General features: G+C 70.9%; 16 protein-coding genes and 1 pseudogene. 10 read left to right on the plus strand and 7 right to left on the minus strand.

Going from position 1 to position 19,764, the window contains the following annotated elements:
- A pseudogene (locus tag PKD06_RS07575) lies at window positions 1-2,328 on the minus strand (hypothetical protein); the annotation flags it as partial.
- Window positions 2,328-4,322 carry a BamA/TamA family outer membrane protein gene (locus PKD06_RS07580; RefSeq protein ID WP_324379202.1) on the minus strand — a complete coding sequence of 665 codons (1,995 nt, stop codon included), beginning with the start codon at window positions 4,320-4,322 and terminating at the stop codon, window positions 2,328-2,330. The gene PKD06_RS07580 and the pseudogene PKD06_RS07575, both read right to left, overlap by 1 nt.
- A gap of 297 nt (window positions 4,323-4,619) precedes the next feature.
- On the opposite strand from PKD06_RS07580, the gene PKD06_RS07585 reads away from it, so the two are divergent.
- Genes PKD06_RS07585 through PKD06_RS07595 form a run of 3 tightly spaced genes read left to right on the plus strand, consistent with a single transcriptional unit; the run spans window position 4,620 to window position 6,848 of the window.
- Window positions 4,620-5,084, plus strand: coding sequence for a hypothetical protein (locus PKD06_RS07585; protein ID WP_324379204.1), 465 nt, complete (start codon window positions 4,620-4,622; stop codon window positions 5,082-5,084).
- 60 nt (window positions 5,085-5,144) lie between these two features.
- Window positions 5,145-5,771 (plus strand): L,D-transpeptidase, encoded by a 627-nt coding sequence (locus PKD06_RS07590; RefSeq protein ID WP_324379206.1) that lies wholly within the window; start codon window positions 5,145-5,147, stop codon window positions 5,769-5,771.
- A 33-nt stretch (window positions 5,772-5,804) separates the two neighbouring features.
- Window positions 5,805-6,848, plus strand: coding sequence for an amino acid ABC transporter substrate-binding protein (locus tag PKD06_RS07595; RefSeq protein WP_324379208.1), 1,044 nt, complete (start codon window positions 5,805-5,807; stop codon window positions 6,846-6,848).
- A gap of 13 nt (window positions 6,849-6,861) precedes the next feature.
- Here PKD06_RS07595 and PKD06_RS07600 read toward each other — a convergent pair whose 3' ends face one another.
- Window positions 6,862-7,155, minus strand: a complete 294-nt coding sequence (locus tag PKD06_RS07600) for a hypothetical protein (RefSeq protein WP_324379210.1) — start codon at window positions 7,153-7,155, stop codon at window positions 6,862-6,864.
- Window positions 7,156-7,409: 254 nt separating this feature from the next.
- On the opposite strand from PKD06_RS07600, the gene PKD06_RS07605 reads away from it, so the two are divergent.
- Both PKD06_RS07605 and PKD06_RS07610 read left to right on the plus strand, forming a co-directional pair.
- Window positions 7,410-8,702, plus strand: coding sequence for an adenylosuccinate synthase (locus tag PKD06_RS07605; protein WP_324379212.1), 1,293 nt, complete (start codon window positions 7,410-7,412; stop codon window positions 8,700-8,702).
- A 26-nt stretch (window positions 8,703-8,728) separates the two neighbouring features.
- Entirely contained in the window at window positions 8,729-9,799 is a 1,071-nt protein-coding gene (locus PKD06_RS07610; protein WP_324379214.1) for a histidine kinase, read from the plus strand.
- Window positions 9,800-9,818: 19 nt separating this feature from the next.
- Here the strand turns inward: PKD06_RS07610 and PKD06_RS07615 are convergent, their stop codons facing one another.
- Window positions 9,819-10,571, minus strand: coding sequence for a SprT family zinc-dependent metalloprotease (locus tag PKD06_RS07615; protein WP_324379216.1), 753 nt, complete (start codon window positions 10,569-10,571; stop codon window positions 9,819-9,821).
- An 80-nt stretch (window positions 10,572-10,651) separates the two neighbouring features.
- Window positions 10,652-11,974 carry a polyhydroxyalkanoate depolymerase gene (phaZ, locus tag PKD06_RS07620; RefSeq protein WP_324379218.1) on the minus strand — a complete coding sequence of 441 codons (1,323 nt, stop codon included), beginning with the start codon at window positions 11,972-11,974 and terminating at the stop codon, window positions 10,652-10,654.
- A 263-nt stretch (window positions 11,975-12,237) separates the two neighbouring features.
- On the opposite strand from phaZ, the gene PKD06_RS07625 reads away from it, so the two are divergent.
- Both PKD06_RS07625 and PKD06_RS07630 read left to right on the plus strand, forming a co-directional pair.
- Window positions 12,238-13,593, plus strand: a complete 1,356-nt coding sequence (locus PKD06_RS07625; protein WP_324379251.1) for an ActS/PrrB/RegB family redox-sensitive histidine kinase — start codon at window positions 12,238-12,240, stop codon at window positions 13,591-13,593.
- A 29-nt stretch (window positions 13,594-13,622) separates the two neighbouring features.
- The gene (locus PKD06_RS07630) at window positions 13,623-14,195 is read left to right on the plus strand and encodes an ActR/PrrA/RegA family redox response regulator transcription factor (RefSeq protein WP_324379220.1); all 573 of its coding nucleotides are present in this window, start codon (window positions 13,623-13,625) and stop codon (window positions 14,193-14,195) included.
- 9 nt (window positions 14,196-14,204) lie between these two features.
- On the opposite strand, the gene PKD06_RS07635 is transcribed toward PKD06_RS07630, so the two are convergent.
- Window positions 14,205-14,690: an MmcB family DNA repair protein gene (locus PKD06_RS07635; protein ID WP_324379222.1), complete on the minus strand. Its 486-nt coding sequence runs from the start codon at window positions 14,688-14,690 to the stop codon at window positions 14,205-14,207.
- A 191-nt stretch (window positions 14,691-14,881) separates the two neighbouring features.
- Window positions 14,882-15,139, minus strand: a complete 258-nt coding sequence (locus PKD06_RS07640; RefSeq protein WP_324379224.1) for a hypothetical protein — start codon at window positions 15,137-15,139, stop codon at window positions 14,882-14,884.
- 201 nt (window positions 15,140-15,340) lie between these two features.
- On the opposite strand from PKD06_RS07640, the gene PKD06_RS07645 reads away from it, so the two are divergent.
- The 3 genes from PKD06_RS07645 to PKD06_RS07655 are packed head-to-tail and all read left to right on the plus strand — an operon-like array spanning window position 15,341 to window position 19,751.
- On the plus strand, window positions 15,341-17,896 hold the full coding sequence (locus PKD06_RS07645) for a hypothetical protein (protein WP_324379225.1): 2,556 nt from the start codon (window positions 15,341-15,343) through the stop codon (window positions 17,894-17,896).
- Window positions 17,893-18,750 (plus strand): MBL fold metallo-hydrolase, encoded by an 858-nt coding sequence (locus PKD06_RS07650; protein ID WP_324379226.1) that lies wholly within the window; start codon window positions 17,893-17,895, stop codon window positions 18,748-18,750. Before PKD06_RS07645 ends, PKD06_RS07650 begins: the two co-directional genes overlap by 4 nt.
- On the plus strand, window positions 18,747-19,751 hold the full coding sequence (locus PKD06_RS07655) for a glycosyl transferase (RefSeq protein ID WP_324379227.1): 1,005 nt from the start codon (window positions 18,747-18,749) through the stop codon (window positions 19,749-19,751). The genes PKD06_RS07650 and PKD06_RS07655 overlap by 4 nt, the downstream gene beginning before the upstream one ends.
- Window positions 19,752-19,764: the final 13 nt, after the last annotated feature.

A 19,764-nucleotide genomic window follows, 5' to 3' on the forward strand; every position in this document is an offset into this window, starting at 1 on the left:
GCCTCCGGCGCTCTCGAAGGTCATGTCGGCCCGCAGCGTGCCCGAGACCCGCTGGAGCAGGAGGGGGGAGAGGTCGTTGAGGTCGGGCGCATCCACGGTCAGGCGGCCGCTCGCGAGGCGCGCGGCATCGAGGGTCACGCCGCCTTTCGCCCTGGCCGAGCCGATGGCGAGGTCGAGATTGTCGAGCACCGTGGCGCCGCCCGCCGGGCGCGCGAGGCGCAGGCCGCCGCGGGCCGGCTTGCCGTCCACCATGCCGTCGAGCTTGACCGTCGCGTCGATGGCCCCCGTGACGTCCTTCGCATCGACCGAGACGGCGAGCCGGGGAATCGGCCGCCCCATCGCCGAGGCGTTGGCGAGGGCGATCTCGCCGGTGACGTTCGGCGCCGCGAGGCCGCCGGTGACATGGGCCTGGAGGGTGCCGCGCCCGGTGAGGCGTGGATCGGCCCGCTTCAGCTCGGGCAGGGTGCCGGTGATCCTCAGATCGGCGCTGCGCTGGCGCAATTCGCCGTCGACCCGCAGATCGGCATGCTCGCCGGTGAGCGCGAGGTTGTCGGCGAAATAGGCGCCGTCCGGCTCCATCCGCACCGTTCCGCCGAGGCCGAGCTTGCCGCCGAGAAGGCCGTCGACCTGGGCGATGCCGGTGGCGAAGCGGGAGATGCGCCCGTTGAGCTTCGCACTGAAGCGATGGTCGCGGGGGGCGCCTTCGAGATCGGCTTCGAGATCGGCCGCCCCGGCGAGGCGGAGCTTGGCGATCTCGCTGAAGGCGCGCAGGTTCTCCGCCGCGAGGCCGAGCTTGCCGCGCACCTCCTGCGAGCCCAGCGTGCCGGCATAACGCAGGGAGGCCGTCGGCGTTGTCACGCTCATCCGCTCGGCGGCGAGCGTGCCGCCCGTATCGGCGACGCCGCGGAGCGCCAGGGTCAGGCTGTCGCCGATGGCCTTGGCAATGGCCGCATCCTTCGGGGCGAGGCCCGTGGCGCGCAGATCCGCGGCGACGTCGAGGCGCTTCTTCCCGGAGGGATCGGTGCCGGCTTTGGGCGCGACCTTGAGGCTCGCCTCCAGATGCCCGAGCCGGCCGGCGGGCAGCTTCGCATCCTCGCTCTGGAGCGTCGCCTCGACGCTCGGAGCGACGAGGGGCCCCAGGATGCGCGCCTTGAAGGCGAGGCGCTTGATCTCGACGCCCGCCGCGGCGGTGTGCCCGCCGCGATTGGGCAGGTTCTCCGAGGTCACGGTGAGATCGGCCTGGCCGTCCTTGACGGAGCCCGCGATGTCGAGCCTCGCGGCGGCGGCGACGAGGTTGATGCCCGGAATGCTCACCGAGCCATCGTCGCCGATCGCGGCCTTGCCGGTGAGCCGGGTCGTGCCGGCGAAGACGGGCGCCGCGACGTCCGGCAGGAGTCCCTCGATCCGCGCCTCGAGGTCGAGATCGACGTTCCGGGCCGCGCCCTGGCGCGCGATGTCGGCACGGCCGGTCGCGCCGATGGACTCGCCCGCGGTGAAGGCGAGCTTCGCGCCGAAGGCGTCGAGCGTGCCCTTGCCGTCGAGGTTCAGCGTGACCGGGGGGAGGCCGGGTATGTTGCCGGCGCGGGCGATGAGGCCGCCCTCGGGCTCGTCCACCTTCACGAGGAGGTCGAGGCGCTGCCCCTCGGGCACGAGGCCGAGGCGCAGGGCGATCGTGCCCGGCTGGTCGAGGCGGCGCGCGTCGAAGACGAGCGACAGGCCGTCCTGCGGGTCGTTGCCGAGCCGGGCATTGCCCTCCGCGGTCAGCCGCGCCGCCGCGCCGAGGATGGGCTCGCCGAGAGCCAGCTCCTCCAGCTTGAACCCCGTCACTTCGACCTTCAGCGGCAATTCGGGAAGGAGCGGCTGGTCCGCATTCGCCGCGGCCGGCGCCTCCTCGGCGGGGAGAGGCCGGCGCAGGATCTCCAGATGCCCGATGGTCAACTCGTCGATCTGCAGCCGCCGCCGGAGCAGTGCGAGGCGGCTCCAGACGATGCGGGCCTGGTCGAGGCGCAGCCACACGCCCTCGCGGTCGGCGATCTGGATGTTGCGGATGGTCGCGTTCGACGAGAGGGCGCCCTCGACCGCGCCGATCGAGACGCGCGTCGCCGGCGTGGACAGCACGCGCGAGATCAGGCTCGCGAGGACGCCCTTTTCCTCCTCGGGCGGAGGGTCCGCCGTGGCCGGCGCGGCCGGGGCTCCGGGGGCCGTAGCGGCAGGCGGGGCCGTGTCGCGGCTCCCCCCGAACCAGCCGAACTGGGCGAGGGCCGCGGCCGATGCGCTTGCGAGCGTGGCCGCGACGAGGGTGGTCGCGAGGGCGCGCCGGATCTTCATCAGAATGCCTGCCCGATCGAGACGTAGAGGACCACGGGCTGGTCTCCCTTGCGCGGATTGAGGGGCATGGCGACGTCGAGGCGGATGGGGCCGATGGCGGTGTAATAGCGCAGCCCGATGCCGGCGGACATGCGGGTATCGCCCTTGACGAAGTCGGGCGCGCTGTGGGCGTAGGCGCCGCCGGCATCGAAGAAGGGCACCACGCCGATCGTGTCCGTCACCTTGATACGCGCCTCCAGGCTCGCCTCGAAGAGCGAGCGGCCGCCCGTGATGAAGCCGTAGGGCCCCATCGGGGCGATCGTCTGGAAGCGGTAGCCGCGGACCGTGCCGCCGCCGCCGGTATAGAAGCGGTAGTTCGAGGGGACGTCGGCGAGGTTGCCCGGATCGCCGAACAGCGTCCCGCCCCCGACGCGCGCCGCGAGGATGAAGCGCGCCTCCTCGTCGAGCGCGTAATAGGTGGAGACGTCGGCCGTGGCGCGCGTCAGCCCGACGCTCGAGCCGAGGAAGGTCGGATAGGTGGTCAGGTTGGCATTGACCCGGAAGCCCCGGGTCGGGTCGAGCAGGTTGTCGGTATTGTCGAATTTCAGCCCGACCGGGATGCCGACGAGGTCGTAGTGGACGTTCGAGATCGAGTCGGAGGTCTGGCCCTTCTCGTATTTGATCCCTCCGGTGAAGGAGAGCGTCTCGTCCCAGCGGTAGCGGAAGCCGGTCGTTGCGCCCGCGAACCTGTCCGTATAGCCGCCGAACCGCGCGCTGCCGACGCGGTTGCGCTCGGCGATCGCGTCGAAGGTGTAGTCGAAGGGGCTGCCCCAAAGGGCGGGCTTGATGAAGCCGATGGTGAAGCGCCCCCCGATATCGCTGTTCGTCAGGTCCTTCGGGCTGTTGATACGGCTGCCGTCGATGCGCGGGGCGAGGAAGGCCGCGGCCTCGATCCGCAGCCGCTCGGCCCCGCCGAACAGGTTGCGGTTCTCGTAGAAGACGCGGCCCGTGGGGCCGTCGACGGTCGAGTGGGCGGCCTGGAAGCCGATGAGGTTCGGCGCCCGGTCCGCCACGTCCACGAAGATGGGCAGGTTGCCATAGGCGTCGAGCGCGGTCCCCTCCCGGATGCGGACGGAGCCGACCGCGGGGATGGTCGCGATCGAGCGGCGGGTATCGTCGAGGCGCTTGGGCGAATAGGGCTCGCCCTCCTCGAGATAGATGAAGGAGCGCACGATCTCCTGCGGAAACCCCTCCGGCCCCTTGATCGAGACGGGGCCGATCCCCGCCCGCGGCCCCACATCCACGACGAAGGCGACGTCGACCACCTGCGCCGCATGGTCGACCACGGGAGCCGGAGGCTCGACCTTCACCAGCGGATGGGATTGCGAGCGGAACCAGTCGGTGATCCGCGCGACCGCGCCCCGGATGCTCGCGGTGACGGCAGGATCGCCCGGGGACAGCTTGAGGATGCGGGGCGGGAACTGCTCCGGGGTGAAGGGAGCCCCCGTCGCCCGGTTGATCACGACGACATTGCGCAGGGGGAATTGCGGGCCCGTCTCGGCCACGACCTTCACCGGGACGCGCGCCCGGCCGCGATAGGCTTCGGCGGCACGCGCGGCGGTGGGGGAATCGTCTCCGCCGATCCGCAGCGGCTGGCCGGCGACCAGGATCGAGACGCGGGCATTGTAGTAGCCGGCGCTCCAGAGCGCGTCGATGACGGGAGCGAAGTCGGTCTGGGCCCGCGCCGTCAGCGACCTGCCGTCCGGGGGCGCGTCGCGCCGCAGGCCGTAGAGATTCGACGCCTGCTCCATCAGGCCGTCGACGCTCCCCCCCTGCGATTCGAAGGTCACCTCATAGGGGAGGGCAGCCTGACTCGGCTCGGGGATGCTGTCCCCGAACAGGCCGAAGAAATCGAAAGCCTGCGCGCGGCCGGCCGCGAGGCCGCCCGTCAAGCTCACCGTCAGGAGCAAAGCGAGGGCCGGAGGCGAGATCCGGGCCCGGTACACGCAACGCATCAACCCTCCGCCGGCGGCGGCTTCGGCCGCCATCTCTTCGGTCCCTTTGCTTCGGCAGGGCTCACATTAGAGGGTGGAGATTAACCATCCCACCCCCCTCCGGGGCGATCCGGCCGCGAAGGGACATTCGGGCAACAGAGGCGCGCGGCGCAAAAGCCACACATTGCGGGGCGCGTTCGCTCCCGGAAGGCGGGAGCATTGCCGGCCTTGCGGCTTCCATGAATAAGGTCCGGTGCGATGCCGCCCCGGAAGACAGTCGGCGAGACAGAGTCGGCGAGGGGCGGACGGAGGGGCGGAATGGTCGGCAGATATGCGGCGGGAGCGGCAGCCATTGTCCTGGCCGCCGGATTGGCGGGATGCGCGGCCGACATGGCCGGGGCTCCCGCGTCCAAGCCGGTTTCCGCCGCGTACCAGACCCTGCCGGCGGACGGCCTCGTCGGCCGCTGGGGCATGGCCTCCTACCGGGTGGAGAAGGACCGCCCGCGCACGATCGCGATGGCGCGCTCCCAGTGCAAGAACGCCTATGTCATCGCCAAGGGGCCGACCGACGGCGTGATGATGCATGTCGCCGACGATCCCAAGCTTCACGAGCTGGCCCTGAAGAAGGGGAGCGACGGCAAGACCTATCTCGGCTTCGAGACGCCGCCGGGAGACCGGAACGATCGCGAGGTGACCATGTCCGGCGCCAATGAAATGACCATGAAATTCCTCGATCCGGACATCAACCAGCGCTACGGCACCTTCGTCTATGTGCGCTGCTGAGAGGAAAGCCGGATGATGCGGCCCGCCACCGTCCCTGCCGAAGAGTCCGCCCGCCGATCCATGAGACCGCTGTTTCTCCGCCTTCCGCTGCTCGCGCTCGCGGGCGCCCTGGCTTTCGCGGTCCCGGCCGCGGCGCAGACGCGGTCCGCCTCGCCCGCGACCGAGCGCATCACGATGGATATCGGCGACGAGCCCGGCCGCATCTCGACCGAGGAGGTCGTCATCCGCAGCGGGCCCTTCGCCCGGCAGATGGTCTATTTCCGCTCGAACGAGACGCCGGGGACCGTCGTCATCCACACCTCGGAGCGCTTCCTCTACGTCGTCATGCCCAATAACCGCGCGCTGCGCTACGGCATCGGCGTCGGCCGCGAGGGCTTCCAGTGGTCGGGCCTCGTCAAGGTCTCGCGCAAGGCCGAATGGCCCGACTGGACCCCGCCGCCCGAGATGATCACGCGCCAGCCCTACCTGCCCCGCTTCATGGCCGGCGGCCCGGGCAATCCGATGGGCGCGAGGGCGCTCTATCTCGGCTCGACGGTCTATCGCATCCACGGCACCAACCAGCCGGAGACGATCGGGCAGGCGGTCTCCTCGGGCTGCTTCCGCCTCGCCAACGGCGACGTGGTGGACCTTTATCCCCGCGTCGCCCTCGGCGCGAAGGTGGTCATCAGGCACGCCGCGCAGATCTGAGCGCGGCCGGCCTCTGCTTTCTCGGAGAACGTGATGGTGATGGGCGCGAGACGCAGTCTCGGATTGATTCTCGGCCTGGCTCTCGCCGCCTCGGCGGGTCTCGCAGCTTCCGCGGGGTCCGCGCAGGCGGGCACGCTCGACGAGGTGCGCCAGCGCGGCACGCTCACCTGCGGCGTCAGCCAGGGGCTCGCGGGCTTCTCCGCGCGCGACGCCAAGGGCCAGTGGAGCGGGTTCGACGTCGATTTCTGCCGGGCCGTCGCCGCGGCGATCTTCAAGGACCCGGGCAAGGTGTCCTTCGTGCCGCTCTCGGCGACGGAGCGATTCGACGCGCTGCGGGACAAGAAGATCGACCTGCTGTCGCGCAATTCCACCTGGACCTTCGAGCGCGAGGGGGGGCTCGGCCTCCTCTTCGCCGGGATCGCCTATCACGACGGGCAGGGTTTCCTCGCCATGCGCCGGCCCGCGACCACGACGGCCCTGGAACTGGGCGGCGCGGCGGTCTGCGTGCAGGACGGCACCTCGACCCGCGCCAACCTCGCCGATTTCTTCAAGGCGAACGGGATGACCTTCCGGGAGGAACTCGTCTCCTCCCCGGCTGACGCCGTGAAGGCGCTCGACAGCGGTCGCTGCGACGTCTTCACCGCCGACCAGTCGGCCCTCTATGCGGAGCGCCTCAACCTCGCCAAGCCCGAAGAGGCCGCCGTCCTGCCCGACGTGATCTCGAAGGAGCCGCTCGGGCCGGTCGTGCGCGCGGATGATGTCCGCTGGTTCAACCTCGTGAAATGGACGCTCTTCGCGCTGATCGATGCCGAGGATCTCGGCGTCGCGACGGCGACGATCGAGGATGCCGCCAAATCGGCCAAGCCGGACGTCCGGCGCTTCGCTGGAGCGGAGGGCGGCTTCGGCAAGATGATCGGGCTCGACGATGCCTGGGCGCTCCAGGCGGTGCGCGCGGTCGGAAATTACGGCGAGATGTTCGAGCGCAATATCGGGTCCGGTTCCCGCTTCGGGATTCCGCGCGGACTCAACCAGCTCTGGTCCAACGGCGGCATCCTCTACGCGCCCCCGCTGAAATAGATCGCGGCCCAGGTCAGCAGCCCCGGCAGATTCCCTTGCGGATGCGGCGGTCGAGTTCCTCCTGGCGCCGCTCGAGATCCGTGGGCAACTGGTCGCCCTCTCCCAGCGCCTTGCCGGGAGGCTTGGCCTTGCCGGTCCGCCTCGCGGGGCCTGGGGGCTCGGCCGCTCCCGGCGGGGTTGCCGGTTCCGTCACCGGCGGGATTCCGAGCATGCCTTTCGTGCGGCCGCCGAGCGGCGCCTCGATCTGCGCGCCGGCTTCTCCCGCGACGAGGCACCCGGCGAGAATGGCGGCGGCGATCCGTCTCATCGTTTCGGCGCTCCTCGACCGACCGGGACAAGCGCGAGGGAGCCTGCGGGTTCCGGCGCGCGGGGGCAACAGTCCGCGGGCGATGTGGGTCGCGCCCCCTCGGCGGAAGCTGCGCGCTTGACCCGGAGGGCCCGATCGGAGAGAAGAACCCGCAACATCGTGACTGAGGTTGCCCGGCCTTGAGCCGGGTTTTTTATGTGGGCGCCGTGCCGATTCCCGTTGCAGCCGCGCCCGCGACGTCCCGAGGTGATGCCGTGGCGAATGTGGTTGTGGTCGGCGCCCAGTGGGGTGACGAGGGCAAGGGCAAGATCGTCGACTGGTTGAGCGAGCAGGCCGATGTCGTCGTCCGCTTCCAGGGCGGCCACAATGCCGGCCACACCCTCGTCATCGATGGCACCACCTACAAGCTCTCCCTGCTTCCGTCCGGGGTGGTCCGCCCCGGAAAGCTCGCCGTCATCGGCAACGGCGTCGTGGTCGATCCCTGGCACCTGGTCCAGGAGATCGAATCGATCCGGGGCCAGGGCGTCGCCGTCTCGCCGAAGACGCTGCGCGTCGCCGACAACGCCACCCTCATCCTGCCGCTGCATCGCGAGCTGGACCATTTCCGCGAGACGGCCAATGCCGGGCTCAAGATCGGGACCACCAAGCGCGGCATCGGGCCGGCCTACGAGGACAAGGTCGGGCGGCGCGCGATCCGCATGATCGACCTCTCGGACGAGACCGTCCTGGCCGGCAAGGTCGAGCGGCTCCTCGCCCATCACAACGCGCTGCGGCGTGGCCTCGGGATCGAGGAGGTCGACGGCGCGGCGCTCCGGGCCGAATTGCTGGAGCTGGCCCCGAAGGTGCTGCCCTATGTCGACCGGGTCTGGTCGCTGCTCGACGAGGCGCATCGGGCGGGACGGCGCATCCTGTTCGAGGGCGCGCAGGGCGCGCTTCTCGACGTCGACCACGGTACCTATCCCTTCGTGACCTCCTCCAACATCGTCGCCGCCCAGGCCGCGACCGGGTCGGGAATCGGCCCGAAGGCGCTCGGGACCGTCCTCGGCATCGCCAAGGCCTACACGACGCGCGTCGGCGAGGGCCCCTTCCCGACCGAGCTGCACGACGAGACCGGCGAGCGGATCGGCTCGCGCGGGCGCGAATTCGGCGTGGTCACCGGCCGCAAGCGACGCTGCGGCTGGTTCGACGCGGTGCTGGTGCGCCAGACCGTCAAGACCTGCGGGATCGACGGCATCGCCCTGACGAAGCTCGACGTGCTCGACGGTTTCGAGACGTTGCAGGTCTGCACGGGCTACCGGCTGGACGGCGCCGAGATCGACCACCTGCCGGCCTGCCAATCGGCCCAGGCGCGGGTCGAGCCGATCTATGAGGAGATCGAGGGCTGGAGCGAATCGACTGCGGGCGCCCGCTCCTGGGCCTCGCTGCCGGCCGCGGCCGTGAAGTATGTGCGGCGCATCGAGGAACTGATCGGGGCGCAGGTGACGGTACTATCGACCTCGCCCGAGCGGAACGATACGATCCTCGTGAAAAATCCCTTTGAGAATTGACGGACAGGGGTCGGATCGACCGGACGATGGCGGATTATTACCCCCTTCTGGCGCGTGCCCTGGAGAGCCTGCCCGAGAAGACCCAGGATGCGCGCAGCCAGGTCTATGAGCGCGCCAAGGCGGCCCTGACGGGGCAGTTGCGGAATATCCAGCCGCCGCTCGCGGAAGAGGCGGTCACGCGCGAGCTGGCTTCGCTGGACGACGCGATCGCCCGGATCGAGCGCGCCCATGCGGCGCCCCCTCCCGAGGCCGCCCCGCCGCCCGAGCCCCGGATCGAGAGGCCGAAGGTCGATCCGGGCCGGATCCGGCTCGGAGGGCGGCGCAACCGCTCGGTCCTGACCGCCGCCGGTCTCGCCGCGGCGATCATGCCGATCGCGGTCCTCGCCTGGCTCTGGCGGGACCGCCCGGCTCCCGAGGTCCCGCCGGCCAATCCGCCCGTCGCGCAGCCCGCCTCGCCGCAGGCGGGCTCGGAGCCCAAATTCCCCGAGCGGGTCGGCGGAGGGGCCGGCGGCGAGGCCGCTCCGGCGGGCCCCGCCCAGCCCGCCCTCGCGGTGGCCCAGAAGGCCGCCCTGATCGAGCAGAATCAGCAGAATCCGCAGCAGCCCAAGGTCACCGAGGGGCGGGCCTTCTGGCGCCTCGACGCGGTCAACAGCGGGCAGGGCGAGCCGCTGGAGACGGTGGTGAGGGCCACGGTCGAGGTTCCGCAGGCGGGGATTTCCCTTCTGCTCACCCTGAAGCGCAATCGCGATACGACGCTCCCGGCCTCGCATACGATGGAATTGAGCTTCACCACGCCCGCGGGCGATCCGGGCCGGATGGTGCGCGACGTCAACCTGCCGCTGTTCGGCATCGACGATCGCGCGCGCGGGGTGCCGCTCGCGGCCCTTCCCGTTCCCGTGAAGGAGAACCTGTTCCTCATCGGGCTGTCGGATCTGCGCCGCGACGTCGAGCGGAACACCGATCTGATCCTCAACCGCAACCTGATCGAGATCCCGCTGCTCTTCGCCTCGGGCGCGCGGGCGACGCTGATCTTCGAGAAGGGAGTGGCCGGCGAGCGGGTGGTCGCGGACGCCTTCAAAGCCTGGGCGCAGCCTTAAAGGGCGGCCGGCGGGTCCGTCACCCGTAGCGATGCAGGCCGGTGCCGTGGCGGTCGAGCCAGGCTTCCGCCTCCTCCGTGCGCGGGCAGAGCCCGTGGACGATGCGCCAGAAGCGGTGGCTGTGGTTCATCTCCTTCAGATGCGCGACCTCGTGGGCGGCGAGATAGTCGAGCACGTGGGGCGGGGCGAGGATCAGGCGCCAGGAGAAGCTGAGGGAGCCGTTCGCGGAGCAGGAGCCCCAGCGGCTGCGGGTGTCGCGGAGCGTGAGGCGCCGCGAGGAGACCCCGAGGCCCGCGCAATGGCGCGCCACCGCCTCGCGCAGATCGGCCTCGGCCTCCGCGACGAGAAAGCGCCGGACCCGGCCGGGAATCGCGCTCTCCTCTCCGCGAACCGCGATGGCGGGCTCGCCCGCCTCGTCCGGCACGACCCGCGTCGTGCCTCGTCCTTGCGTTTCGTGCACGATGCGATGGGGAACGCCGCGCAGGGGGAGGATCGTACCGGGCCGGAAGGGAATCCGCTCGGGCAGGCGGGACAGGCGCTGGGCGATCCAGCCGCCATGGGCATCGAGGAAAGTCCGGGCGCCCGCCAGCGGAGCCCTCGGCGGCAGGGTGAGCGTGACCGCGCCGGTCGCGGCCGAGACCCGCAGCGTCATGCGCCGGGCGCCGTCGCGCCGCCGCAGGGCGACCGCGACGATGCGGTCGCCGAGATCGACGTCGAGCCTGTCCGGCTCGGCCGCGGCAGGGGGGCGGAAGAATCGGCGAAGCCGCAGCATGCCGCGATTCTGCCCGCGAGGAGGCCCCCTGTCATCCCGCCCGGCCGTTGCGGCCGGGGGGAGGGGGCCGGCGGCGCGGCTCAGCCGGCCGCGAAAGCCAGGACGCGCGTTTCGGCGGTCTTGTCGGCGGCCTTGGCCTCGTCGTTCTGCGGACGCATCGGCACGCCGTGCGCCGCCATGTCGTGGGTCATGATGAAATCGGCGATCCGGGGGGCGATCTCGGAGCGGAAGCGGGCCCCGTTGAAGACGCCGTAATGGCCGACCTTGGCCTGGAGGTAATAGGCTTTCTTGTCGGAGGAAAGGTTGGGCGTCAGTTCGAGGGCCGCGAGCGTCTGGCCGATGCCGGAAATGTCGTCCTTCTCGCCCTCGACGGCCATGATCGCGCAGCGGCGGATCGCCATGAGGTCGACGGGCTCGCCGCGATGGGTCATCTCGCCCTTGGGCAGGAGATGCTCGACGAAGACCGTCTCCACCGTCTGGAGGAAGTATTCGGCCGTGAGGTCCATGACGGCGAGGTATTCGTCGTAGAATTCCCGGTGCTTCTCGGCGGCGTCGCCGTCGCCGGTGATCAGGTGGTTGAACATGTCCCGGTGCGCGGAGACGTGCCGGTCCATGTTCATGGCCATGAAGCCGGAAAGCTGGAGGAAGCCCGGATAGACCTGCCGCATCGCGCCCGGATAGCCGAAGGGCACGGTGTGGATGCAATGGCGCTTGAACCACTCGACTCCCCGCTTCTCCGCGAGAAGGTTGACGGCGGTCGGCGAGCGGCGCGTGTCGACGGGCCCGCCCATGAGCGTCATCGACAGCGGAATGTGGGGGCTGTTCTCGGCCTCGAGCCGCGCCACCGCGGCGATGACCGGAACCGAGGGCTGGCAGACGCCGAGAAGGTGCAGGTCGGGCCCGAGATCCCGACACATCTCCTTCACGTAGTCGATATAGACGTCGAGATCGAAGGAGCCGTCGGTCAGGGACACCAGGGAGGCGTCCGCCCAATCGGTGATCATCACGTCGTGGGTCGGAAGGAATGCCTCGACGGTCCCTCGCAGCAGGGTCGCGTAGTGCCCCGACATGGGCGCGACGATCAGCAGTTTCGGCTGCGGGCCGCAACGTCCGGCCCGCGCGAAGCGGATCACCTGGACGAAGGGCCGGTCCCAGACCACCTCCTCCGAGACGGCGACCCGCTCGCCGCCAAGGAGGGTCGAGTGCAGGCCGAAGGACGGCTTGTCGTATCGGCGCGTCGTGCGCTCGAACAGCTCGCAGGCCGCGACGACGGACTTGGCGAAATGGGTGGTCCTGATCGGGTTGATCGGGTTCTCGAGCATCAGCCTGGCGAGATCGGTGGCCGCTCGCGCGGGCGCCAGCCACATCTGCGCTGCATCATACCAGAAATACGCGTTGTCCATGCGTGTCCACCCGGTACGCTACGTCTCAGCTCCAGACAATGGCTGAGACTTCTTGAACGTCCAATGAACCCCGGACTGTGATCACGCTCAACTGTTTTTCGACTCGGAATAGGATGAAAAACCACGGATCGCGACATTTACGCCACGCCGCCCCCCTGCCGGCCCCTGACGAGCGCCTTCTTTCCTCCTAGATAGGGGCGGACAGGCTCGGCCCGCGCGGCGGCGAGACAGCGAGAGGAGGGGCCGTGTCGGCCGATCGGGAGATGAGCGGGGGCCCGGAGATCGCCGCCTTCGGCAGCGAGGCCCGCCGCCTCAAGCTCGATACCCTCGTCAGGCTGCGCTGGCTGGCGGTGACGGGACAGTGCCTCGCCGTCGCCTTGGTCCATTTCCAGCTCGGCTACCGGCTGCCCTTCGCCGCCTGCCTCACCGCCATCGCGATGTCGGCCGCGCTCAACGTCTGGCTCCAGATCCGGCGGCCCGCGAGCCACCGGCTCAGCGACGGCGTGGCGACGGCTTTGCTCGCCTTCGACATCGTGCAGCTCGCCGTCCTGCTCTTCCTGACGGGAGGGCTGCAGAATCCGTTCTCGATCCTGTTCCTGGTGCCTGTCCTCATCTCCGCCGCCTCCCTGTCGCCGGTCCGAACCCTGGGCCTCGGCCTCTTCGCCGCCGGCTGCGCGACGCTGCTCGCCCGCTATCACCTGAAGCTGCCCTGGAGCGAGCCCGGCGGCCTGGAACTGCCCTGGATGTATGTGGTGGGCATCTGGGCCGCGATCCTGCTCGGCCTCTCCTTCACCAGCGTCTTCGCCTATCGCATCGCGGAGGAATCGCGCCAGCTCGGGGACGCGCTCGCGGCGACGGAGATCGTGCTCGCGCGCGAGCAGCATCTCTCGCAGCTGGACGGGCTCGCCGCGGCCGCGGCCCACGAGCTCGGCACGCCTCTCGCGACGATCCGGCTCGTGGTGAAGGAACTGGCGCGCGAGACCGGCCCCGACAGCCCCATCGCGGAGGATGTCGCGCTCCTGCGCGACGAGGTCGAGCGCTGCCGCGTGATCCTCTCGAAGCTGACTTCCCTCGGCGACGACGAGGGAGGGGGCTTCTTCGCGGTCATGTCGCTCGGCCAGCTCCTCGAGGAGGTGGCGGGGCCCGACCGCAATCTCGACGTCGAGATCGAGGTGAGGCGGTCGGGAGAGGGGCCGGAGCCGATGTGCCGGCGCTCGCCGGGCCTGATCTACGGGCTCGGCAACCTCCTCGACAACGCCGCCGATTTCGCCGCCTCGAAGGTCGCCATGACCGCCACCTGGACCGGGGACACGGTCTCGATCGAGATCCGCGACGACGGCCCCGGCTTCGCCCCCGAGGTGCTCCTGCGGATCGGCGAGCCCTATGTGACGACGCGCGGGCGGGGGCGGGACGGGGAGGGCTCGGGGCTCGGGCTCGGCCTTTTCATCGCCAAGACCCTGATCGAGCGCTCGCGCGGCCATCTCGCGCTGGTCAATGCCGTGGGCGGCGGCGCCGTCGCCCGCATCGTGTGGCCGCGCGAGGAATTCGAGCGCGATGCACATCCCGGCGCGGAGGATGTGCGGCGAAACATCCCGGAAGCGGAAATCGTACCTATATAGAAAATGGGAATCATTCCGAGGAACGTCCGATGGCGCAACTGCACAGCGTGAGTTCAGATCCGGCCCCGGCTCCCGCCAGGGACGCGACCCTGCTGATCGTGGACGACGACCGCCCCTTCTCCAGCCGCCTCGCGCGCGCCATGGAAGGGCGCGGCTACGAGGTCCGCGTCGCCGAGAGCGTCCAGGAGGGAATGGCGGCGATCGACCAGAAGGCTCCGAGCTTCGCGGTGATCGACATGCGGCTCGGCGACGGCTCGGGCCTCGACGTGATCGCGAAGCTCAAGGAGCGCCGCCCCGATGCGCGCGGCGTGATCCTGACCGGCTACGGCAATATCGCCACCGCCGTGACGGCCGTGAAGCTCGGCGCCTTCGACTATCTCGCCAAGCCCGCCGATGCCGACGAGATCCATGCGGCCCTGATGGCGGAGCCCGGCGAGCGCGCCAATCCGCCCGAGAACCCGATGTCGGCCGACCGGGTGCGCTGGGAGCATATCCAGCGCGTCTACGAGCTGTGCGGACGCAACGTGTCCGAGACGGCGCGGCGGCTGAACATGCATCGACGCACGCTCCAGCGCATTCTGGCCAAGCGCGCGCCGCGCTGACGCCCCGACTCAGTCCATCCAGCCGAAGGCCGCCGCCGGGTCGACCAGGGCGTGGTGGCGGTTGGCGGCGACATGGGCGAAGCGGAGCAGCATCGCCTTGCGCCGGGCCCCCGCCATGCGCTGCTCGGGCGCCTCCCGCAGGATCTCCGCTCCGAAGGCGTCGGCCACCACGATCCCGGTCTCGGCGGGGAGCAGCCCGGTGTGGAAATCGGGCGGGACGGCGAAGAAGAATCGGTCGCAGAAGGCGCGATACTCGCCCCATTTCCCATCCGCGCGGTAATCGGCGAGGCAGGACTTGACCTCGACGATCCACAGGCAGCCCGCCGGCGTCAGGGCGACGATGTCGGCCCGCCGGCCGGTCGCGAGGGTCAGTTCCGTGACGCTCGCGCAGCCTTGCGCGGCGAGGAGCCGGCGCACGCCAGTCGCCACGGCGAGCGCCGCCGGCGACTGACGGCCGTCGGGTCGGACAGGGAGGGGCGTGGCCTGGAGGCTCATGCGGGGCGCCGCGCGTTCACGATTCGTTTCATGCCACTCTGCTGTCTTCCCACCGCCCTGTCATCCCCGGCCGGAGCGAAGCGGAGGGGAAGGGGATCCAGGAGGGCTCGCAGGCGGCTCTGGATCCCCTTCCCGCGCCTCCGGCGCGCCGGGGATGACAGGGGAGCTTCCCGGCGTGAGGCGTGGGCTTCTTATGAAGCGTTCGGCGCGGGGCGGGCGACGCTCGAGGCGCAGGAATTGTAGCCGCCCCGGACCACGATGCGGTCGCCGCATTGATAGGAGCATTGCATCATCCCCTGCGGCGTCAGGCGGACCGAGGAATAGAGCACGCATCGCGGCAGGGGCGTTCCGGCGGCCTGCTTGCGGCCGTCCGGCCCCCCGGCGCGCGCATCCGGGGACGAGGCCAGCGCCGAAAGAAGGAGGGCGGCGGCAATGATTCTCAGAGGCAATCGGGACTCCTGGTCGATTCCGACGGGAGCCCAGCCATCCTCGGGCGGCGTTTCGCCCCGATGTCGCGGGCGCAACCTCGGCGGAACAGGCCGGCGGCCCTTCGCCCGCGATTTTTGCTCCGGCGCGTTTTCTTCGTGCGGGCCGGCTCCACCTCGCTTGAAAATGCTCTAACGTTCCCGCTCCCCTCCGACGGATGCCCCATGGAGCGCGATCCTCTCCGGCTGGTCTGGCGCGCCGCTCCCGGCCTGACCGCCGCCCTGATCCTCGTGGCCCTTCTCGCGGGCCTGCCGCTCCTCTGCGTCGTGCTCGAACTGGTGGGCGCGGCGATCGACGCCGCCGCCGCCGGGGGGCGCTCCGGCGAGGCCACGCTGCTGCGCTGGACGATCGCGCTGCCCGGCCGTCCCCCCGGCGCGCCACTCGTGCTTCTGCCGGGAGTCACGGTCGCCCGGCGCATCCTGCCCCAGACCATGGCCGTGGGGGTGGCGGGCGTCGTCGCCGCCGCGACCCTCCTCTGGGGGATCGCCGGGTTCCTCGCCGCCCGGATCGGCCGCAAGGTGCACGATCTCCTGATCGCGCGCATCAGCGAGGGCATCGCCTCGGCGCCGGTCTCGGCCTCGGAGGAGGCGCGCCATGCGGCCGCCCTCGCGGTCGAGGCGATCGGGCGGGATCGGCGCCGGCTCGGCCTGCTCCCGGCCATGCCTGTCCTCGTGGGTGCAGCGCTTCTCGCCTGCGTGGCGTGGGTTCTCCTGCGCGACGTCGAGAGCGCCGTGGCGCTCCTGGTCGCGCTCAGCGCCTTCGCGCTCGTGGCCGACCGCCAATCGGCGCTCCGGCGCAGGCTGGCGGAGGCGGAAAGGCAAGTCGCGGGCAGCCTGCTCGAGTCCCTCACGGGGCTCGCGCGCAATCTCTCGGCTGTCGCTCGCCACGGCACCCGGGCGTCGGAGAGTGGGCGGATCGCGGAAAACCTGGCCGCCGCCGAGCGCCGGGCCGATTCCCTGGAGGCGCGGGCGGTGGCGGGCGCGGCGGTGACGGCGCTCCTCATGCTGGCGGGGCCGCTCGCCGTCCTGTCCGCGGGCCTGTGGGCCTCCGGCGCGCGGGAGCTGGGGCCGGGCGAGGCCGCCTCCTCCGTCGCCGCCGCCGTCGTCGCGGTCGCGGCCCTCGTGGCGCATCAATCCGCGCGGCGGATGCAGGCCGAGACCGTCCCCGTCCTGACCGAGCTGGGGCGTATCCTCGGCGGGCTCCAGTCCCGCCGCAGGGGCCGCGAGGCGCCGGCTCCGCCGTTCGCGGGGCTGATCGAGGCGAGCGAGGTCGCGACGGCTCCCGCGCCCGAGGGGCGGCTCACGGGCGCCTCCTTCTCCTTCGACCTGCCGGGGCATGTCGCCCTGACCGGGCCCCGCTGGGGCGGGGCGCGAATCGCCGCGGCGCTCCTCGGCGGACAGATTCCGCCGAGCCGGGGCACCCTGACCCTCGCCGGACAGGATCTCGCGGGCGCCGATCCCGTCTGGCGCGCGCGCCACTTCGCCTTCGCGGGCGGCGAGACCTATCTCTTTCCGGGGACGCTCCGCTCGAATCTCGCCTACGGCGCCCTCGACAATCCCGCGCTCGACGGGCGTCTCGCGGCGGCCGTCGCGGCGGCGGGCCTCTCCCCCCTGGTCGAGCGGCGGGGCCTGTTCGGCAAGGTCGATCCCCGGCGCGAGCCCAGGCTCGCCGAGGCGCTTCTCGCGGCGCGGGGCGCGCTTCGCGGGGCGCTCGCGGCGAAGGGGCTGTCGGATCTCGTCGCGCCCTTCGATCCCCTGTCCTACAACCTCCATGCGACGGTCGGCGAGAACCTGCTGTTCGGGGCGGCGATCGGCGACACCTTCCGCGAGGACCGGCTTCCCTCCCAGCCCTTCATGCGCAGCCTGCTGGATGCGGAGGGCCTGACGAAGCCGCTCACCGAGATGGGCGCGGAGATCGCCCGCGCGACGCTCGAAATGTTCGCGGATCTTCCGGAGGGGCCCTCGATCCTGGCGGGCTATTCCCTCGTCTCGCTCGACGAGCGCGAGGACATGGAGCGAATTCTCGGCCGGCGCGCCGCCGGCCGGCGCGGGGCCGCCTCCAGCCGCGACGGCGAGCGGCTGATCGCGCTCGCGATGCATTACAACGAGCCGCGGCACCGCCTCGGGCTGCTTTCGCCGGAGATCGAGGATCGGATTGTGCGCGTGCGCACGCAATTCGCGGAAAAGCTGCCCAAGAGTCTGGAACCGGCCGTGGAGGTCTTTGCTGCCGATCGGGTTTGCGCCGCGGCGAGCGTCCGCGACAATCTCCTGTTCGGCCGCATCGTGCAGGGAAGGGCGAATGCCGAGCGGGACGTCATGGGCGAGATCCGAATGATTCTCGACGAGTTCGGGCTGCGGCCCGAGATCGCCCGGATCGGCCTCACCGGCCGGCTCGATCCGGTGGATCACGGCATGACCATGGCGGAGCTGGCGGCCGTCGAGGTGGCGCGCTGCCTCGTCAGGGCGCCCGACAACCTTGTGGTGGAGCATGCGCTCGACCATCTCTCCGAGGACGAGGCGGTGGCGACGGCTCGCCGGCTCGCCGCGGAGATGTCCGGCCGCGGCCTCGTCCTGGCCCTGCCCGAGCCGGTCTGGGCCGCGACGCGCGATCTCTTCGCCGCGACGGTCCGCTTCGAGGCGGGCCGGGCCGCCGAAGATGCCGTGTCGAAAATCCCGGCCGCGGCCTCCGCGGAGGAGGCCGGGAAGCGAGTTGCGTCATGAGTAGCGATAGCCTGCCCGATGCGGAGACGCTCTCCGTGAGGTTCTGGGGCGTGCGGGGCTCGATCCCCGCGGCGGGGGCGAAGTTCGAGCGCTTCGGCGGCAATACCCCCTGCGTCGAGATCCGTTGCGGAAACCGCCTCTTCGTGGTGGACGGCGGCTCCGGCATCATGCCTTTCGGCCGCATCCTCGCCGCCGATCCGCCGCGCGAGATCGACATCGTGCTGAGCCACCTCCATCTCGACCACGTTTTCGGGATCCCCTTCTTCAAGCCGGCTTTGTCGCCGCAATGCCGCATCCGGCTCCATTGCGGCAACCTGCGCGGGGAGAGCGCCGAAGAGGCCCTGACGCGCCTCTTCTCGCCGCCGCTTTTCCCGATCTCCCTCTCGCAGCTTCCCGGCCGCTTCGAGCATCACGGCTTCAAGGCGGGCGACGACCTCGTCTTCGCGGACGGCTTCAGGTTGCGCACGATCCCCCTGAACCATCCCGGCGGGGCGACGGGCTACCGCTTCGATTTCGGGGGCCGCGCCGTGTGCTACATCAGCGACATCGAGCATAGCGATCCCTGGCCGCCGAAGGATCTCCAGGATTTCCTGCGCGGCGCCGATCTCGTCATCTATGACGGCATGTTCTCGGAGACGGAATATCTGTGCTGCCAGGGCTGGGGGCATTCGACATGGCAGAAGGGCGTCGCCCTGGCCCAGGCGGCGGGCGTGCCGCATCTCGCGGTCTTCCACCTGCATCCCATGCATGACGACGCGCATCTCGACGAGGTGGAGACGGAGATCAAGGCCGCCATGCCCGGCGCCTTCCTGGCGCGCGAGGGACTCGTCCTGACCTACCGGTCCCGCTCTTGAGCCTCGTGGCCTCCCTGGCCGCGCTTCTCGGCGCGGCTGTGCTGTCCTTCGGCCTCATCCGCCTCCTGCACCCGCTGCTCGTGCGCTATGCGCTGGCGCGGCCCAACGCCCGCTCGAGCCACAAGGTTCCGACCCCGCAAGGAGGGGGGATCGCGGTCGTCGCGGCCTTTCTCGTCGTCGGGCTGCCCGCGCTCGTCGCCGTGGCGGGGGCTGCGGCGCTCCCGTCCTTCGCGGTGCTGGCCGCTGCGATCCTCGTCCTCGCCGTGCTCGGCGCCGTCGACGATATCCGCCCGCTTCCGGCCCTGCCGCGGCTCCTCGTCCAGCTCGGCGCCGTCGCCGCGGTGGTGGTGTGGGCCGGTCCGGGACGCATCCTCCCCGAGGCGGTGCCGCTCTGGCTGGAGCGAAGCCTCCTGGTCCTGGCGGGCGCCTGGTGGGTCAACCTCACCAATTTCATGGACGGGATCGACTGGATCACGCTCGCCGAATTCGTGCCGATGACGGCCTTTCTCGCGGCTCTGGGCGTCCTCGGGATCACCGAGGCGGCAGCCGGGCCCCTGGCCGCGGCCTTTTGCGGCGCGCTTCTCGGCTTCGCGCCGGCGAACCGGCCGGTGGCGCGCCTCTTCCTCGGCGATGTGGGCTCGCTGCCGATCGGGCTCCTGAGCGGCTGGCTGCTCCTGTCCCTCGCCGCCTCGGGCCATCTTGCCGCCGCGCTCCTGCTTCCACTCTATTACGTCGCCGATGCCACGCTGACCCTGGTCCGCCGCGCGGCGCGGGGAGAAAGGGTCTGGGAGGCGCATCGCTCGCATTTCTACCAGCAGGCAACCGCGAACGGCTTCTCCGTCCTGGAGGTCGATGCCCGCATCCTCGCCCTCAATCTCGCCCTCGCGGCCCTGGCCGCAGCCACGATCGCGTGGCCCGCTCTCGTCTGGCCGGATCTTCTCGCCGGGGCGGCGCTGGTCGGGCTCGTGCTCCGGCTCTTCGCCACGCCCCGTTCTGTCTAAAGGACGGTTGTGC

Origin of the sequence: Enterovirga sp., assembly GCF_035325185.1 — a bacterium.
Classification (GTDB): domain Bacteria; phylum Pseudomonadota; class Alphaproteobacteria; order Rhizobiales; family Beijerinckiaceae; genus Enterovirga.

Excerpts from the sequence above, each read along its gene's own strand:
- PKD06_RS07610 (WP_324379214.1), top strand. The coding sequence starts at position 8,729 with ATGGCGGATTATTACCCCCTTCTGGCGCGTGCCCTGGAGAGCCTGCCC.
- PKD06_RS07595 (WP_324379208.1), top strand. The coding sequence starts at position 5,805 with ATGGTGATGGGCGCGAGACGCAGTCTCGGATTGATTCTCGGCCTGGCT.
- PKD06_RS07650 (WP_324379226.1), top strand. The coding sequence starts at position 17,893 with ATGAGTAGCGATAGCCTGCCCGATGCGGAGACGCTCTCCGTGAGGTTC.
- PKD06_RS07615 (WP_324379216.1), bottom strand. The coding sequence starts at position 10,571 with ATGCTGCGGCTTCGCCGATTCTTCCGCCCCCCTGCCGCGGCCGAGCCG.
- PKD06_RS07625 (WP_324379251.1), top strand. The coding sequence starts at position 12,238 with ATGAGCGGGGGCCCGGAGATCGCCGCCTTCGGCAGCGAGGCCCGCCGC.
- PKD06_RS07635 (WP_324379222.1), bottom strand. The coding sequence starts at position 14,690 with ATGAGCCTCCAGGCCACGCCCCTCCCTGTCCGACCCGACGGCCGTCAG.
- PKD06_RS07585 (WP_324379204.1), top strand. The coding sequence starts at position 4,620 with ATGGTCGGCAGATATGCGGCGGGAGCGGCAGCCATTGTCCTGGCCGCC.
- PKD06_RS07645 (WP_324379225.1), top strand. The coding sequence starts at position 15,341 with ATGGAGCGCGATCCTCTCCGGCTGGTCTGGCGCGCCGCTCCCGGCCTG.
- PKD06_RS07630 (WP_324379220.1), top strand. The coding sequence starts at position 13,623 with ATGGCGCAACTGCACAGCGTGAGTTCAGATCCGGCCCCGGCTCCCGCC.
- PKD06_RS07600 (WP_324379210.1), bottom strand. The coding sequence starts at position 7,155 with ATGAGACGGATCGCCGCCGCCATTCTCGCCGGGTGCCTCGTCGCGGGA.
- phaZ (WP_324379218.1), bottom strand. The coding sequence starts at position 11,974 with ATGGACAACGCGTATTTCTGGTATGATGCAGCGCAGATGTGGCTGGCG.
- PKD06_RS07590 (WP_324379206.1), top strand. The coding sequence starts at position 5,145 with ATGAGACCGCTGTTTCTCCGCCTTCCGCTGCTCGCGCTCGCGGGCGCC.
- PKD06_RS07580 (WP_324379202.1), bottom strand. The coding sequence starts at position 4,322 with ATGCGTTGCGTGTACCGGGCCCGGATCTCGCCTCCGGCCCTCGCTTTG.